The 14,867-nt window shown below is 67.1% G+C and carries 12 protein-coding genes; 6 read left to right on the top strand and 6 right to left on the bottom strand.

The genetic code is table 11. The annotated features are described in order from the left end of the window. Window positions 1–69 precede the first annotated feature (69 nt). The 4 genes from BTE28158_RS15675 to BTE28158_RS15660 all read left to right on the top strand — a co-directional run bounded on the left by BTE28158_RS15675 (window position 70) and on the right by BTE28158_RS15660 (window position 3,300). Window positions 70–630, top strand: a complete 561-nt coding sequence (locus BTE28158_RS15675; protein ID WP_059608274.1) for a cytochrome b — start codon at window positions 70–72, stop codon at window positions 628–630. 8 nt (window positions 631–638) lie between these two features. Beyond that, window positions 639–1,199, top strand: a complete 561-nt coding sequence (locus tag BTE28158_RS15670; RefSeq protein WP_059608347.1) for a YceI family protein — start codon at window positions 639–641, stop codon at window positions 1,197–1,199. Between the two features lie 66 nt (window positions 1,200–1,265). Further along, entirely contained in the window at window positions 1,266–1,847 is a 582-nt protein-coding gene (locus BTE28158_RS15665; protein WP_059535372.1) for a YceI family protein, read from the top strand. A 175-nt stretch (window positions 1,848–2,022) separates the two neighbouring features. Then, a complete protein-coding gene (locus BTE28158_RS15660; protein WP_059608275.1) occupies window positions 2,023–3,300 on the top strand; it encodes an MFS transporter in 1,278 nt (425 codons plus the stop codon). 21 nt (window positions 3,301–3,321) lie between these two features. Here BTE28158_RS15660 and BTE28158_RS15655 read toward each other — a convergent pair whose 3' ends face one another. The 6 genes from BTE28158_RS15655 to queA form a co-directional block, all read right to left on the bottom strand. Further along, entirely contained in the window at window positions 3,322–4,860 is a 1,539-nt protein-coding gene (locus BTE28158_RS15655) for a S41 family peptidase (RefSeq protein ID WP_174919950.1), read from the bottom strand. A gap of 158 nt (window positions 4,861–5,018) precedes the next feature. Next, window positions 5,019–5,969: a protein translocase subunit SecF gene (secF, locus tag BTE28158_RS15650; RefSeq protein WP_059465429.1), complete on the bottom strand. Its 951-nt coding sequence runs from the start codon at window positions 5,967–5,969 to the stop codon at window positions 5,019–5,021. Between the two features lie 18 nt (window positions 5,970–5,987). Then, complete coding sequence (gene secD, locus BTE28158_RS15645; protein ID WP_059608277.1) at window positions 5,988–8,009, bottom strand: protein translocase subunit SecD; 2,022 nt, start codon at window positions 8,007–8,009, stop codon at window positions 5,988–5,990. Between the two features lie 106 nt (window positions 8,010–8,115). Then, entirely contained in the window at window positions 8,116–8,439 is a 324-nt protein-coding gene (gene yajC / locus BTE28158_RS15640) for a preprotein translocase subunit YajC (protein ID WP_006476868.1), read from the bottom strand. A 255-nt stretch (window positions 8,440–8,694) separates the two neighbouring features. Further along, window positions 8,695–9,882 (bottom strand): tRNA guanosine(34) transglycosylase Tgt, encoded by a 1,188-nt coding sequence (gene tgt, locus BTE28158_RS15635; protein WP_059608278.1) that lies wholly within the window; start codon window positions 9,880–9,882, stop codon window positions 8,695–8,697. A gap of 170 nt (window positions 9,883–10,052) precedes the next feature. Then, on the bottom strand, window positions 10,053–11,120 hold the full coding sequence (gene queA, locus BTE28158_RS15630; RefSeq protein ID WP_059608279.1) for a tRNA preQ1(34) S-adenosylmethionine ribosyltransferase-isomerase QueA: 1,068 nt from the start codon (window positions 11,118–11,120) through the stop codon (window positions 10,053–10,055). Between the two features lie 167 nt (window positions 11,121–11,287). Between queA and recG the strand changes: the two genes are divergently transcribed. Both recG and BTE28158_RS15620 read left to right on the top strand, forming a co-directional pair. Continuing rightward, entirely contained in the window at window positions 11,288–13,615 is a 2,328-nt protein-coding gene (gene recG, locus BTE28158_RS15625) for an ATP-dependent DNA helicase RecG (RefSeq protein ID WP_124902676.1), read from the top strand. A 137-nt stretch (window positions 13,616–13,752) separates the two neighbouring features. Next, window positions 13,753–14,712, top strand: coding sequence for a hydrogen peroxide-inducible genes activator (locus tag BTE28158_RS15620; protein WP_059608281.1), 960 nt, complete (start codon window positions 13,753–13,755; stop codon window positions 14,710–14,712). Window positions 14,713–14,867: the final 155 nt, after the last annotated feature.

Genomic DNA, 14,867 nt, shown 5'->3' with positions numbered 1-14,867 from the left:
GCATGGCGCCCGTGACAAGCGTCGGACGAATTTACCGGCGCAGCCGTTCGCTCAACTGAGGAATCCATGATGGCATCGAAATCGCCGCCGGCCTCGCCGGCACGCTACGCGCACACCGCGATCGCGCTGCACTGGCTGATCGCGCTGCTGATCGTCTGCGGCTTCGCACTCGGCTGGGTGATGACCGACATCCCCGGCTTCACGCCGACGAAGCTCAAGTACTTCTCGTGGCACAAGTGGATCGGCGTGACGGTGTTCGCGCTTGCCGTCGTGCGCGTGCTGTGGCGCGCGACCCACCTGCCGCCGCCGCTGCCGGGCGACACGCCGGCGTGGCAGCGTGCGGTGTCGCACGGCGTGCACATGCTGCTGTACGTGCTGATGATCGTGATTCCGGTTACGGGCTACCTGTACAGCTCCGCGTCGAACATCCCGGTCGTCTATCTCGGCATCGTGCCGCTGCCGCGCCTGATCGATCCCGATCCTGCGCTGAAGGAAACCTTCAAGACGCTGCACGTGTCTTTGAATTACATTCTGCTTTCGCTCGTCGCCATGCATGTGCTCGCGGCGCTCAAGCACCAGTTGTTGGACCGCGACGGCCTGCTGTCGCGGATGCTTCCCTCCGCCAAATGAAGGATCCCATGAAAGTGTCTTTCTCCCGCTCCATGCTGACCGCGTTCGCCGCGGTGTCACTTGTCGCGTCGGCCGCGGCGCACGCCGACGTCGATCTCGCGAAGAGCAAGGTGTCCGCCGTGTCGAAGCAGATGAACGTGCCGACCGAAGGCGCATTCAGGAAGTTCTCCGCGCAGGTGAAGTTCGACCCGGCCAAGGCCGCGCAGGGCAGTGCGCAAATGACGATCGACATCGCGAGCTTCGACCTCGGCGACAAGATGTACAACGACCAGGTCGCGGGCAAGGACTGGTTCGACGCAAAGGCGTATCCGCAGGCGACCTTCGCGTCGTCGGCGATCGCGCCGGCGGGCGGCAACAAGTACAACGTGACCGGCAAGCTGACGATCAAGGGCAAGTCCGAGACCGTCACGGTGCCCGTCACGGTCACGCAGAGCGGCCCGACGCAGACCTTCGACGGCGTGCTGCCGATCAAGCGTTCGGCGTTCAACGTCGGCACCGGCGAGTGGAAGGACACGTCGATCGTCGCCGACGAAGTGCAGATCAAGTTTCATCTCGTCGCCACGAAGTAAGCGGCGGGTTGTCGCATCACCCCGAATGCCGCGCGAGGGCGCGGCGCCGTTCCAAGGAGAAAGCGTTTGAAAAAGCATCTGATCATCGCCGCGGGCGCGCTGGCCGCTTCGCTGTCGTTCTCGGCATTCGCTGACAGCGCGACGTACCAGTTCGACCCGAGCCATACGTACCCGAGCTTCGAGGCCGACCACTTCGGCGGCCTGTCGGTCTGGCGCGGCAAGTTCGACAAGTCGAGCGGCACCGTGACGCTCGACCGCGCGGCGAAGACCGGGACGGTCGACGTGACGACCGACATCGCGTCGATCCACACGGGCAGCGCGAAGCTCGACGAGCACCTGCAGACGGCTGAGTTCTTCGACGTCTCCAAGTTCCCGCAGGCGAACTACAAGGGCGCCATCAAGTTCGACGGCGACAAGCCGGTGTCGGTGGTCGGTAACCTGACGCTGCACGGCGTCACGAAGCCGGTCACGCTGAAGATCGATTCGTTCAAGTGCATGCCGCATCCGATGCTCAAGCGCGAAGTGTGCGGCGTTGACGCCGTCGGCGAATTCAGCCGCGACGATTTCGGCCTCGACTACGGCAAGCAGTACGGCTTCAAGATGAAGACGAAGCTGCTGATCACGGCCGAAGCCGTCAAGCAGCAGTAACGCGCGCGGCCGGGCTGGCCGCCGCGTCACGCCGCCGGCCCGTCGCGAGCCAGCCGCCGCGCTCCTGTTTTCAGGGGGCGCGGCGGTTTTTTTTGCGCGCCTATAATCGTCGGCGCAGCGCGCGGCGCGAGAATCGGCGCGCCCGACACAACGTACAACGACAAGGAGATCGCCGATGCACGCCGTCACGCAGTCCAGCTCCATTGCCTCGTCGCCGCGCGTGTGGCGCGCGGTGGTCGCCGCGTCGATCGGTAACGCGCTCGAGTGGTTCGACCTCGTCGTCTACGGCTTCTTCGCGGTGACGATCTCGAAGCTGTTCTTTCCGGCCGGCAACGATACCGTGTCGCTGTTGCTCACGCTCGGCACGTTCGGCGTGTCGTTCTTCATGCGCCCGCTCGGCGCGATCGTGCTCGGCGCGTACGCCGACCGCGCGGGCCGCAAGGCCGCGCTCACGCTGTCGATCCTGCTGATGATGGCCGGCACGCTGGTGATCGCGGTGCTGCCGACCTACCAGACGATCGGCGTTGCCGCGCCGCTGATCCTCGTCGCCGCGCGGCTGATGCAGGGTTTCTCCGCCGGCGGCGAATTCGGCAGCGCGACCGCGTTTCTGGCCGAGCACGTGCCGGGCCGGCGCGGCTTCTTCGCGAGCTGGCAGGTCGCGAGCCAGGGGCTCACGACGCTGCTTGCCGCCGGCTTCGGCACCGTGCTGAACGCGCAGCTCACGGCCGACCAGATGGCCGTGTGGGGATGGCGCATCCCGTTCTTCTTCGGGCTGCTGCTCGGGCCCGTCGCGTACTACATCCGCTCGAAGGTCGACGAGACGCCCGAATTCCTCGCCGCCGAAAGCACCGCGAGCCCGCTGCGCGACACGTTCGCGTCGCACAAGGCACGGCTCGTCGCCGCGATGGGCGTGGTGGTGCTCGGCACCGTCGCGACCTATCTCGTGCTGTTCATGCCGACCTACGGCGTGAAGCAGCTCGGCCTTGCGCCGTCGGCCGCGTTTGCCGCGATCCTCGTCGTCGGCGTGATCCAGATGGCGTTCGCACCGCTCGTCGGCCACTGGTCGGATCGTTACGGACGCGTGCGCGTGATGCTCGCGCCGGCCGTCGGCATCCTCGTGCTGATCTATCCGGCGTTCGCGTACCTGGTCGCGCATCCGGGCTTCGGCACGCTGATCGCGCTGCAGGTGCTGCTCGCGTTCCTGATGACCGGCTATTTCGCGGCGCTGCCCGGGCTGCTTTCCGAAGTGTTTCCGGTGCAGACGCGCACGACCGGGATGTCGCTTGCGTATAACGTCGCGGTGACGATCTTCGGTGGCTTCGGGCCGTTCATCATCGCGTGGCTGATCCGCGCGACCGGGATGAAGACCGCGCCGAGCTTCTACCTGATGTTCGCGGCCGTGCTGAGCCTCGCGGCGCTGATCGTGCTGCGCCGGCGGTTCGGGTTCCGGTGACGCGGGGTGCGCGGCGGCGCGTCAGTCGCTGCCGCGCTCGCATACCGGCTGCGCCGGCATCAGTTGCGCGGGCGCCGCGATGGTCTGCACCGGCCGGCCGGCGAGTGCGTCAAGCGCCTGCCGGAGCTGCCAGTCGGCATCCGTGCCGAATTCCCGCTGCGGCAGCGCCGCGCTCTTCGACGTATCGATTTTCTCGCGCACGCGCGCTTCGCGCAGTTTCTGCCGTGCCTTGCGTACCTGCGCGAACGGATCGGGCGCCAGCCGGTCCGCATACGGCGCGCGGGCGAGATCGACTTCGCGGTACCACAGCAGCACGCCGTCGACGTCCGAGTCGTGGCGCGGCGGCACGAGCCAGTCCGGCACGACGCCGTAACCGTCCATCGGGCAGCCGTTCGGCCGCAGGTTGCGCGCGAACGTGAAATTGACGCGTGTGCCGTCGATCAGGTCGACGCCGGTCTGCGCGAGCCCCTTTCCGTAGGTCGGCATCCCGAGCAGCCGCGCGCGGCCGAGGTCCTTCAGTGCCGCCGCTGTCGCTTCGGCGGCCGACGCGCTCTGTCCGTCGACGAGCACGACGAGCGGCACGCTGCGCCACCAGTCGTCTGCCTGCAGCGGTGCGAGCGGATCCTGGCCGTGCATGACCGGCAGTTCGTAGTCGGGCCAGTTGGTCGTGAAGCGGCGACGCTTCGTGCCGTCGCGCTCGAGCGTCACCATCGCGGTGCGGTCGCGCCCGGCGAACAGCGCGGTGATGCCGATCGCCGCATTCAGCGCGCCGCCGCCGTTGATGCGCAGGTCGAGGATCACGCCTTTCACTGGCGGCCCCGCGCGGCGCGCGGCCTGCACCGCGTCGATATAGTTGCCGACCGCGGGCTCCGGGAAGCTCGACAGCCGCGTGTACAGGATGTCGCCCGCGAGCCGCTTGGCGATCGCCGGGTGTGGCCGGACGATTGCGCGGACCGGCGCGAAGGTCAGCGTCGAATGGTTTGGACCACGCCGGACCGTGAGCTTCAGCGGCACGCCCGCGTCGCCCTTCGCGAGATTCACGACCTCGCTGCTGTCGATCCCGACGACGCTCCGGTCGTTCATCGCGACGACGAGATCGTCGGGCCGAACGCCGGCCTGTTCGGCGGGCGCGTCGGGGATCACGTCGATGATGTGCAGGCCGTCGGGCCGCGTCTCGAACACGATGCCGATGCCCGGCGTGCCGTCGCGTGCGCGGCGCTCGTCGTCGCGCCGTTGCTGTTCCTCCTTTGCGTTGAAGAAGCGCGCATACGGCAGCGTCTTGATTCCGTCGTGCACGGTGGCGTCGAGCAACGCGCCGATGTCGACGTCGGTCAGGTGCTGCTTCTTCAGCACTTCGACCGCGGCCTTCAGTTCGCAGAGCTGCGGTTCCCAGTCGGGCGGGCAGGGTGACGGTTGTGACGCCGCGGCAGCAGCAGCGGCGGGCGGGGCGGACGCGGATTGCGCGCGGGCGGCCGATGCGCATGCAACGAACGCGGCCGCGGCGGCGGCACCGGTACTCCAGGCGACGATGCGATGAACGACACGCGTGGCAGGCATCATGAGGACCGCGGCTTCGACGGGTGGCGGGGCGGGATGGTGAAGCGATTGTAGCCGACGGTCCGTGCGGTCGCGCCGGAGGAAGCGGACGCGGCTCGCGCATGAAAAAAGGCCGGTCCAACAGGACCGGCCTTCTGGTATCCGCCGAAACGACGCGGTGTTTAAACCTGCGCGCCCGCGTTCGGATCGTCCGGATCGTGCGCCGTCTTCTTTTCCTTGATCAGGTCTTCGCGCTTGATGCCGAGCCACATCGCGAGCGAGCCCGCGACGAACACCGACGAGTAGATGCCGAACATGATGCCGACCGTCAGCGCGAGCGCGAAGTAGTGCAGTGTCGGGCCGCCGAAGAAGAACATCGACAACACCATCATTTCCGTCGACGTGTGCGTGATGATCGTGCGCGACATCGTGGTCGTGATCGCGTGGTTGATCACCTCCGACACGCTCATCTTGCGTTCGCGGCGGAACGTTTCGCGGATCCGGTCGAAGATGACGACCGACTCGTTGACCGAGTAGCCGAGCACCGCGAGAATCGCCGCGAGCACCGCCAGCGAGAACTCCCACTGGAAGAACGCGAAGAAGCCGAGAATGATCACGACGTCGTGCAGGTTCGCAATGATGCCGGCGACCGCGTACTTCCATTCGAAGCGGATCGACAGGTAGATCACGATGCCGATCACCACGCACGCGAGCGCGAGGAGACCGTCGGTCGCGAGTTCGCGGCCGACCTGCGGGCCGACGAACTCGACGCGCTGCAGCGTAACGTCCGGGCTCTGCGCCTTCAGCGCGGTCATCACCTGGTCGCTCTGCTGCGCGGACGTGAGGCCTTCCTTCAACTGCAGGCGGATCAGCACGTTGCGCGACGTGCCGAAGTTCTGCACTTGCGCGTCGGCGTAGCCGAGCTTGCCGAGCGTGTCGCGCACGGGTTCGAGCTGCGCGGCCTGCTGGTACTGCACCTCGATCACCGTGCCGCCGGTGAATTCGACGGACAGGTGCAGCCCGCGGTGGAACAGGAAGAACACGGCGGCGAGGAACGTGACCAGCGAGATCACGTTGAACACCAGCGCGTGCCGCATGAACGGAATGTCTTTACGGATGCGGAAAAATTCCATGGCTTCGTCTCCGGGGCCTTATTGGGTCGAGCCCGGTTTCTTCGTCGACACGCCTTGCTGCGCGCGGTTGCGCAGCTGCGGCTTGCCGGCGCGCGGTGCGTTGCCCTTCGCGGGTGCGGCGAGCTTCGCGGCGCGTGCGGTATCGGTCGATTCGTCAGCCGCGGCGAACGAGGCGCCAGCCGTGGCGCCTTCCGGCTTCCACACCTGGCCGATCGCGAGCGACTTCAGCTTCTTGCGGCCGCCGTACCAGAGGTTGACGATCCCGCGCGAGAAGAACACCGCGGAGAACATCGACGTCAGGATGCCGAGGCAGTGCACGATCGCGAACGCGCGAACCGGGCCCGAGCCGAATGCGAGCAGCGCGAGGCCGGCGATCAGCGTCGTGACGTTCGAGTCGAGAATCGTCGCCCACGCGTGCGCGTAGCCGGCCTGGATCGCGATCTGCGGCGGCTGGCCGGCGCGCAGTTCTTCACGCACGCGCTCGTTGATCAGCACGTTCGAGTCGATCGCCATGCCGAGCGCGAGCGCGATTGCCGCGATACCCGGCAGCGTCAGCGTCGCCTGCATCAGCGACAGCACCGCGACGAGCAGCAGCAGGTTCACGGACAGGCCGATCACCGAGATCACGCCGAACAGCATGTAGTACGCGATCATGAACACGGCGATCGCGCAGAAGCCCCAGATCACCGAGTGGACGCCCATCTTGATGTTGTCCGCGCCGAGGCTCGGGCCGATCGTGCGTTCCTCGATGATGTCCATCGGTGCGGCGAGCGAACCGGCGCGCAGCAGCAGCGCGAGGTCTGCCGCCGCCTGCGGCGTCGGCTGGCCCGTGATCTGGAAGCGGTCGCCGAGTTCGGACTGGATCGTCGCGACCGTCAGCACCTCGCCCTTGCCCTTCTCGAACAGCACCATCGCCATCGGCTTGCCGATGTTCTCGCGCGACACCGCGCGCACCGAGCGGCCGCCCGCCGAGTCGAGGCGGATGTTGACCGACGGACGCTGGTGTTCGTCGAAGCCGGCCGACGCATCGATGATGCGGTCGCCGGTGAAGATCACTTCCTTCTTCAGCAGAACGGGCGCCTGGTTGCCCTGCGTGAACAGCTCCTCGCCCGGCGGCACGGGGTCGTTCGGGTTCGGGTGCGTGTTGATCGGATCGGCGAGGCGCGCCTCGAGCGTCGCGGTGCGGCCGATGATGTCCTTCGCCTTAGCGGTGTCCTGCACGCCCGGCAGTTCGACGACGATGCGGTCGCTGCCTTGCTGTTGCAGGATCGGCTCGGACACGCCGAGTTCGTTCACGCGGTTGTGGAGCGTCGTCAGGTTCTGCTTGAGCGCGGCGTCCTCGACGGCCTTCTGCACGGCCGGCGTGAACGTGCCGACGACTTGCGTGCCGCCGCCGCCGGGCTGGGTCGCCCATTGCAGTTCGGTGACCGACGCGGCGAGCACCTTGCGGGCGTCTTCCGCCGTCTGCGCGTCGCTGAAATTGACGACGACGGACTGGTCGACGCGGCTCACGCCGCCGTCGCGGATGTTCTTGTCGCGCAGCAGCGTGCGCGCATCGGATGCGTCGGAGTCGAGCTTCTTCGTGAGCGCGCCCGTCATGTCGACCTGGAGCAGGAAGTGGACACCGCCGCGCAGGTCGAGGCCGAGATACATCGGCAGTGCGTGCAGCGCGGTCAGCCAGCGCGGCGACGCGCTTTGCAGGTTCAGTGCGACGACGTACTGCGGATCGTTCGGATCGGCGTTCAGCGACTTCTGCAGCAGGTCCTTGACGCGCAGTTGCGTATCGGTGTCCTTCAGGCGCACGCGGATGTTCGCGTTGGACGCCGTGTTCTCGAAGGTGACGTCGTCCGGCGTGATCTGCGCGGAAGCGAGCGCGGATTCGACCTGGGTCAGCGTGGTCGAGTCGAGCTTGACCGTGGCCTTGCCGCTCGACACCTGCACCGCCGGCGCTTCGCCGAAGAAGTTGGGCAATGTGTACAGAAGGCCGATGGCGAGCGCCACGACCATCACGACATATTTCCAGAGTGGATAACGATTCATGAGGGGGCCGAACGGGTGGTTGGCGTGAAAGCGTCGCGTCCGGCGCCGCGGCGGCCCGCTCTCTCAGGCGGGCACGACGCGGGGAGCCGGACGCTCGGTGAAAGCCTTACAGCGACTTGATCGTGCCCTTCGGCAGAATGGTCGTGACCGCAGCCTTCTGCACGGTGATTTCGGTGCCTTCGGCGATTTCGACGCCGATGTAGCCTTCGGTGACCTTCGTCACCTTGCCGACGAGGCCGCCGCTCGTGACGACTTCGTCGCCCTTCGCCATGGCCGCGAGCATGTTGCGGTGTTCCTTCTGGCGCTTCATCTGCGGACGGATCATGATGAAGTACAGCACCGCGAACATCAGGATGAGCGGCAGGAAGCTCATCAGGCTCGATTCGGCGCCACCGGCGCCTTGCGCGAAGGCATTGGAAATGAACGGCACGTTGGTCTCTCCGTAGGGGAAGATCGAAAATTAAGCCGGTTATTCTACCACCGGCCCCATGTGCAAACGGCGCAGCAAATGCGCTTTCGGATCAAGCTGTTAAAGCATGAAACGGCACCGTTGCGACGCGTTTGGAAAGGCAATTGTAATATTCGGCGGCCACAACTGGCGGTCGGGACGCGATATTTAGTACGCATCCTATGTGACGTGGCGCGGTGCGGGCAGCGGTGCGAAGCCACGCGGCCCGCCGGCCGGTCAGTCGACCCCTCTTGCGCGATCCTCCGCGAAGCGCTGGCGGAACGCGTCGAACGTATGGGTCTCGATCGCGTCGCGGATCTCGCTCATCAGCTGCAGGTAGTAGTGCAGGTTGTGGATCGTGTTGAGCTGCGCGCCGAGGATTTCGCCGACGCGGTGCAGGTGGTGCAGGTAGCCGCGCGAGAAGTTCTGGCACGTGTAGCACGTGCAGCTCGCGTCGAGCGGCTTCAGCGAATTCTTGTGCGTCGCGTTGCGGATCTTCACGTCGCCGAAGCGCGTGAAGAGCCACCCGTTGCGTGCGTTGCGGGTCGGCATCACGCAGTCGAACATGTCGACGCCGTTCGCGACGCCCTCGACCAGATCCTCCGGCGTGCCGACGCCCATCAGGTAGTGCGGCTTGTTGGCCGGCAGCTTCGGGCCGACGTGGCGCAGCACGCGCATCATGTCTTCCTTCGGCTCGCCGACCGACAGCCCGCCGATCGCGAGGCCGTGGAAGCCGAGCTCCGACAGGCCCGCGAGCGATTCGTCGCGCAGGTCCTCGAACATCCCGCCCTGGACGATCCCGAACAGTGCGTTCGGGTTGCCGAGCCGGTCGAACTCGTCGAGCGAGCGTTTCGCCCAGCGCAGCGACATGCGCATCGAGTCGGCCGCTTCCTTGTGCGTGGTCGGCACGCCGTTGGTCGCGTACGGCGTGCATTCGTCGAACTGCATCACGATGTCGGAGTTCAGCACCTTCTGGATCTGCATCGACACTTCCGGCGACAGGAACAGCTTGTCGCCGTTGATCGGCGATGCGAACGTCACGCCGTCCTCGGTGATCTTGCGCAGGTCGCCGAGCGAGAACACCTGGAAGCCGCCCGAGTCGGTCAGGATCGGCTTGTTCCAGCCCATGAAGCCGTGCAGGCCGCCGTGCGCGTCGATCGTCTCGAGGCCGGGGCGCAGCCACAGGTGGAACGTGTTGCCGAGAATGATCTGCGCCTTGATCTCGTGCAACTCGCGCGGCTGGATCGCCTTCACGGTGCCGTACGTGCCGACCGGCATGAAGATCGGCGTCTCGACCACGCCGTGGTTGAGCTTCACGCGGCCGCGGCGCGCATGGCCGTCGGTCGTCAGCAGTTCGAATTCGAGCCCGTTGGCCGGGCGGTCCTGCACGGGAGCGTGCGTATCGTGGGATGAACCTTCGGTCATCGCGTCATTCTCCTTGCCACCGGAGAACAGTCCGGCGCATGTTGGAAACGCCGCCGGCAAGCCGGCGGCTGGGAAAAGCGGGCGCGCGCCATCGGAGCGCGCGCAGCGGGACAACGGGAGCCACGGCGGCTGCGCGGTCGCGGGCCGGTGCGTCTTCGCACCTGCCGCGCTTACGCGCGCGGCGCCTCCGGCGTGTCGCGCCGCGTGAGCAGCATCGCATCGCCGTAGCTGAAGAAGCGGTAGCGTTCGTCGATCGCGTGCCGGTACGCGGCGCGGATCGTCTCGACGCCCGCGAACGCGGACACCAGCATCAGCAGGGTCGACTTCGGCAGGTGGAAGTTCGTCACGAGCCGATCGACGACGCGGAAACCGTAGCCCGGCGTGATGAAGATGTCGGTCTCGGCCTGCGTCGCCGCGAGCGGGCGGCCCGCTTCGTCGGCGCTGCGCGCCGCGGCTTCGAGCGCGCGCATCGACGTCGTGCCGACCGCGATCACGTTGCCGCCGCGCGCGCGGGTCGCGGCGATCTTGTCGACGAGTGATTGCGGCAGGTCGTACCACTCGCTGTGCATCCGGTGCTCGGCGATGTTCTCGACGCGCACCGGCTGGAACGTTCCGGCGCCCACGTGCAGCGTCAGCGTCGCGCGCTCGACGCCCATCGCGTCGAGCTTGTCGAGCAGCGGCTGGTCGAAATGGAGCCCGGCCGTGGGCGCCGCGACCGCGCCCGGGTTGCTCGCATAGACGGTCTGGTAGCGCGTCTCGTCGTTCGCGTCGGCGTCGTGCTCGATGTACGGCGGCAGCGGCAGGCGGCCATGCTGCTCGATCAGCGTGAGGCACGGCTCCGGGAAATGCAGCGTGAAGAACGGCTCGACGCGCTCGCCGACCGTCACGTCGAACGCGTCGGCGAGGCGCAGCGTCGTGCCGGCGCCCGGCGACTTGCTCGCGCGGATCTGCGCGAGCGCGGTGTGCGTGCCGGTCACGCGCTCGATCAGCACCTCGATCTTGCCGCCACTGGCCTTCTGGCCGAAGAAGCGCGCCTTCAGCACCTTGGTATCGTTGAACACGAGCAGGTCGCCCGGCGCGATGCACGACGGCAGCTCGGCGAAGCGGCGGTCGACGAGGCGCGCGGGCTCGACGGTGCCATCGACCTCGAGCAGGCGGCTCGCGGTGCGGTCGGGCAGTGCGGTTTGCGCAATCAGCTCGGGGGGCAGATTGAAATCGAAATCGGAAAGCGTGAACATGCGGGCTGGTTCGAAACGGCCGGCGGGCGCCGCCGACAGGGCGGAAACGCATGAATGGGGCGCGCAAGCCGCTATGATGGCGGGATGCGCGGCCTGGCCGGCGTCGTTCGTTCGGACGACGTGAAAGCCGCTATTGTACTTGCCTTGCGAAGCACCCAGACGATCCGATGCCTGTGTCACCACGCCGTTCCTCCGCCGCTGTTGCCGATTCCGCCGATCCGTTCGACGCGGACGATGCCGCGTTGCACGCGCAAAGTGTCGAGCCGCGCGGTGCCGCGCCGCGCCGCGCGGGCCCGAAGCGCGGCGCCGACGGGCGGCTCGCGCAGCCGGCCGCCGCCGCGCCCGACGTCGAACCGGGCGCGGGCAGCGACGACGCGGGGGCAGCCGGTACGCCCGGCGCGAAGCGCAAGAAGAAACCGGCTGCCGACAAACCCGTGAAGACCGCCGACAAGCTTGCGAAGCTCGGCCTCACACGCTCGATCGATCTCGTGCTGCATCTGCCGATGCGCTACGAGGACGAAACCACGCTCACGCCGATCGGCGAACTGCTGCCGGGCGGCATCGCGCAGACCGAGGGCGTTGTGTTCGACAACGAAGTCGCATACCGGCCGCGGCGCCAACTCGTCGTGAAGATCCAGGACGACGACGGCGAGCAGCTCGTGCTGCGCTTTCTCAATTTCTACGGCTCGCAGGTCAAGCAGATGGCGGTCGGCCAGCGGCTGCGCGTGCGCGGCGACGTGCGCGGCGGCTTCTTCGGGATGGAGATGGTGCATCCGGCCGTGCGCGTCGTCGAAGCCGATGCGCCGCTGCCGCAGGTGCTCACGCCCGTCTATCCGAGCACGGCCGGCGTGTCGCAAGCCTATCTGCGCAAGGCGATCGAGAACGCGGTCGAGCGCACGCCGCTGCCCGAGCTGCTGCCGCCCGAGATCGAACGCGACTACCTGAAGCCGCTCGGCGTGCCGACGCTCGCGCAGGCCGTGCGCATCCTGCACCACCCGGGCGTCGATTCCGATGAAGCCGCGCTGATGGACGGCTCGCATCCGGCGTGGACCCGCATCAAGTTCGAGGAACTGCTCGCGCAGCAGCTGTCGCTCAAGCGCGCGCACGAGGAGCGCCGCACGCGCGCGGCGCCCGCGATGCCGCGCCGCACCGCGACCGATGCCGACGCGCTGACGACGCGTCTCTACGCGGCGCTGCCGTTCACGCTGACGGGCGCGCAGTCGCGCGTCGTCGACGAGATCGCGCACGACCTCACGCTCGCGCATCCGATGCAGCGGCTGCTGCAGGGCGACGTCGGCAGCGGCAAGACGGTCGTCGCGGCGCTGGCGGCCACGCAGGCGATCGACGCCGGCTACCAGGCCGCGCTGATGGCGCCGACCGAAATCCTCGCGGAGCAGCATGCGCGCAAGCTGCGCGCGTGGCTCGAACCGCTCGGCGTATCGGTCGCCTGGCTCGCGGGCAGCCTGAAGGCGAAGGAGAAGCGCGCGGCGATCGAGGCCGCGGCGCTCGGCACCGCGCAGCTCGTGATCGGCACGCACGCGATCATCCAGGACACCGTCGAATTCGCGCGGCTCGGCCTCGTGATCGTCGACGAGCAGCACCGCTTCGGCGTCGAGCAGCGTCTCGCGCTGCGCGCGAAGGCCGCGAACGCGGCCAACGGCGCGCGCGATTTCCAGCCGCACCAGCTGATGATGTCGGCCACGCCGATTCCGCGCACGCTCGCGATGACGTATTACGCGGATCTGGAGGTGTCGACGATCGACGAATTGCCGCCGGGTCGCACGCCGGTGCTGACGCGCCTCGTCGGCGATGCGCGGCGCGAGGAGGTGATTGCCCGCGTGCGCGAGGCCGCGCTGACCGGCCGCCAGGTCTATTGGGTGTGTCCGCTGATCGAGGAGAGCGAGACGCTGCAGCTGCAGACGGCCGTGGAGACCTACGAGACGCTGGCCGCGGCACTGCCCGAACTGAAGGTCGGGCTCGTGCACGGGCGGCTGTCGCCGGCCGACAAGGCGGCCGTGATGGAAGCCTTCACGCGCAACGACGTGCAGTTGCTCGTTGCGACGACCGTGATCGAGGTTGGCGTCGACGTGCCGAACGCGTCCCTGATGGTGATCGAGCACGCGGAGCGCTTCGGCCTCGCGCAGTTGCATCAGCTGCGCGGCCGCGTCGGGCGCGGCACCGCGGCGTCGGTCTGCGTGCTGCTGTACACGGGCCCGCTGTCGCTGACCGGCCGTGAGCGGCTGAAGACGATGCGCGAGACGACCGACGGCTTCGAGATCGCGCGGCGCGACCTCGAAATTCGCGGCCCCGGCGAATTTCTCGGCGCGCGCCAGTCCGGCGCCGCGATGCTGCGCTTCGCGAACCTCGAGACCGACGGCTGGCTGATCGACCCGGCCCGCGACGCGGCAGCGCGGCTGATCGCCGCGTATCCCGACGTGGTCACGCAGCACCTCGCACGCTGGCTCGGCGGGCGGGAGCAGTATCTGAAGGCCTGATTCGCGCAATCAGGGACTGATACGAAGCCGCCGTTCGGCGGTGATTCGGCGCATCGCGATGCAGAGAAACTTGGCGAACCGGTGCCAACGGGTGTATAAATTAAACCTATCGCCTGTATAACCCTGATTGACCCACAATGACCCTGACTGAATTGAAGTACATCGTCGCGGTCGCGCGCGAACGGCATTTCGGTCGCGCGGCCGAAGCATGCTTCGTGAGCCAGCCGACGCTATCGGTGGCGATCAAGAAGCTGGAAGACGAGCTCAACGTGCAGATTTTCGAGCGCGGCGCGAGCGAAGTGAGCGTGACCCCGATTGGCGACCAGATCGTCACGCAGGCGCAGCGCGTGCTCGAGCAGACCTTCGCGATCAAGGAGATCGCGAAGCAGGGCAAGGACCCGCTCGTCGGCCCGTTCCGTCTGGGCGTGATCTACACGATCGGGCCGTACCTGCTGCCGACGCTCGTCAAGCAGATGATCCAGCGCGTGCCGCAGATGCCGCTGATGCTGCAAGAGAATTACACGCTGAAGCTGCTCGAACTGCTGAAGCAGGGCGAGATCGACGCCGCGATCATGGCGCTGCCGTTCCCCGAAACCGGCCTGATGGTGCGGCCGCTGTACGACGAACCGTTCGTCGTCGCGCTGCCGGCCGGCCATCCGTGGGAGAAGCGCCACGAGATCGACGCCGAGGACCTGAAGCAGGAAACCATGCTGCTGCTCGGCAACGGTCACTGCTTCCGCGACCACGTGCTCGGCGTGTGCCCGGAGCTGATGCGCTTTTCGCAGACGGCCGACGGTATCCAGAAGACCTTCGAGGGGTCGTCGCTCGAGACGATCCGCCATATGGTCGCGAGCGGTGTCGGCATCACGGTGCTGCCGCGGATGTCGGTCGCCGAAGTCGGCCCGCGCGCGAACGGCCCCGACGCCGAGTTGCTGTCGTACGTGCCGTTCAACGAACCGGTGCCGGATCGTCGCGTCGTGCTGGTGTGGCGCAAGAGCTTCACGCGGATGCCGGCGATCGACGCGATCAGCGACGCGATCGCGGCGTGCGACCTGCCAGGCGTCGCGAAGCTCGACATGCCGGCGACGATGAATTGAGCAGGGTGCGGTGCATCTGAGGCAGGCCAGGGACGGGGTCTAGCGACCCCGTTTATTTTTGCCTATCGAATAGATGAAATTTATCAAATTCAAATTCATGATAGAAATTCATAGAATCACTTCCATGGATTGCACTGGATCTGCGGTCCGATTTG

The sequence above is a fragment of the Burkholderia diffusa genome, from assembly GCF_902499115.1.
Classification (GTDB): Bacteria; Pseudomonadota; Gammaproteobacteria; order Burkholderiales; family Burkholderiaceae; genus Burkholderia; species Burkholderia diffusa.
The sequence above is the reverse complement of the archived record's forward strand: the minus strand, read 5'-3'. Positions and strand labels throughout refer to the sequence as shown.

Excerpts from the sequence above, each read along its gene's own strand:
- BTE28158_RS15675 (WP_059608274.1), top strand. The coding sequence starts at position 70 with ATGGCATCGAAATCGCCGCCGGCCTCGCCGGCACGCTACGCGCACACC.
- BTE28158_RS15670 (WP_059608347.1), top strand. The coding sequence starts at position 639 with ATGAAAGTGTCTTTCTCCCGCTCCATGCTGACCGCGTTCGCCGCGGTG.
- BTE28158_RS15660 (WP_059608275.1), top strand. The coding sequence starts at position 2,023 with ATGCACGCCGTCACGCAGTCCAGCTCCATTGCCTCGTCGCCGCGCGTG.
- BTE28158_RS15655 (WP_174919950.1), bottom strand. The coding sequence starts at position 4,860 with ATGATGCCTGCCACGCGTGTCGTTCATCGCATCGTCGCCTGGAGTACC.
- secF (WP_059465429.1), bottom strand. The coding sequence starts at position 5,969 with ATGGAATTTTTCCGCATCCGTAAAGACATTCCGTTCATGCGGCACGCG.
- secD (WP_059608277.1), bottom strand. The coding sequence starts at position 8,009 with ATGAATCGTTATCCACTCTGGAAATATGTCGTGATGGTCGTGGCGCTC.
- tgt (WP_059608278.1), bottom strand. The coding sequence starts at position 9,882 with ATGACCGAAGGTTCATCCCACGATACGCACGCTCCCGTGCAGGACCGC.
- queA (WP_059608279.1), bottom strand. The coding sequence starts at position 11,120 with ATGTTCACGCTTTCCGATTTCGATTTCAATCTGCCCCCCGAGCTGATT.
- recG (WP_124902676.1), top strand. The coding sequence starts at position 11,288 with ATGCCTGTGTCACCACGCCGTTCCTCCGCCGCTGTTGCCGATTCCGCC.
- BTE28158_RS15620 (WP_059608281.1), top strand. The coding sequence starts at position 13,753 with ATGACCCTGACTGAATTGAAGTACATCGTCGCGGTCGCGCGCGAACGG.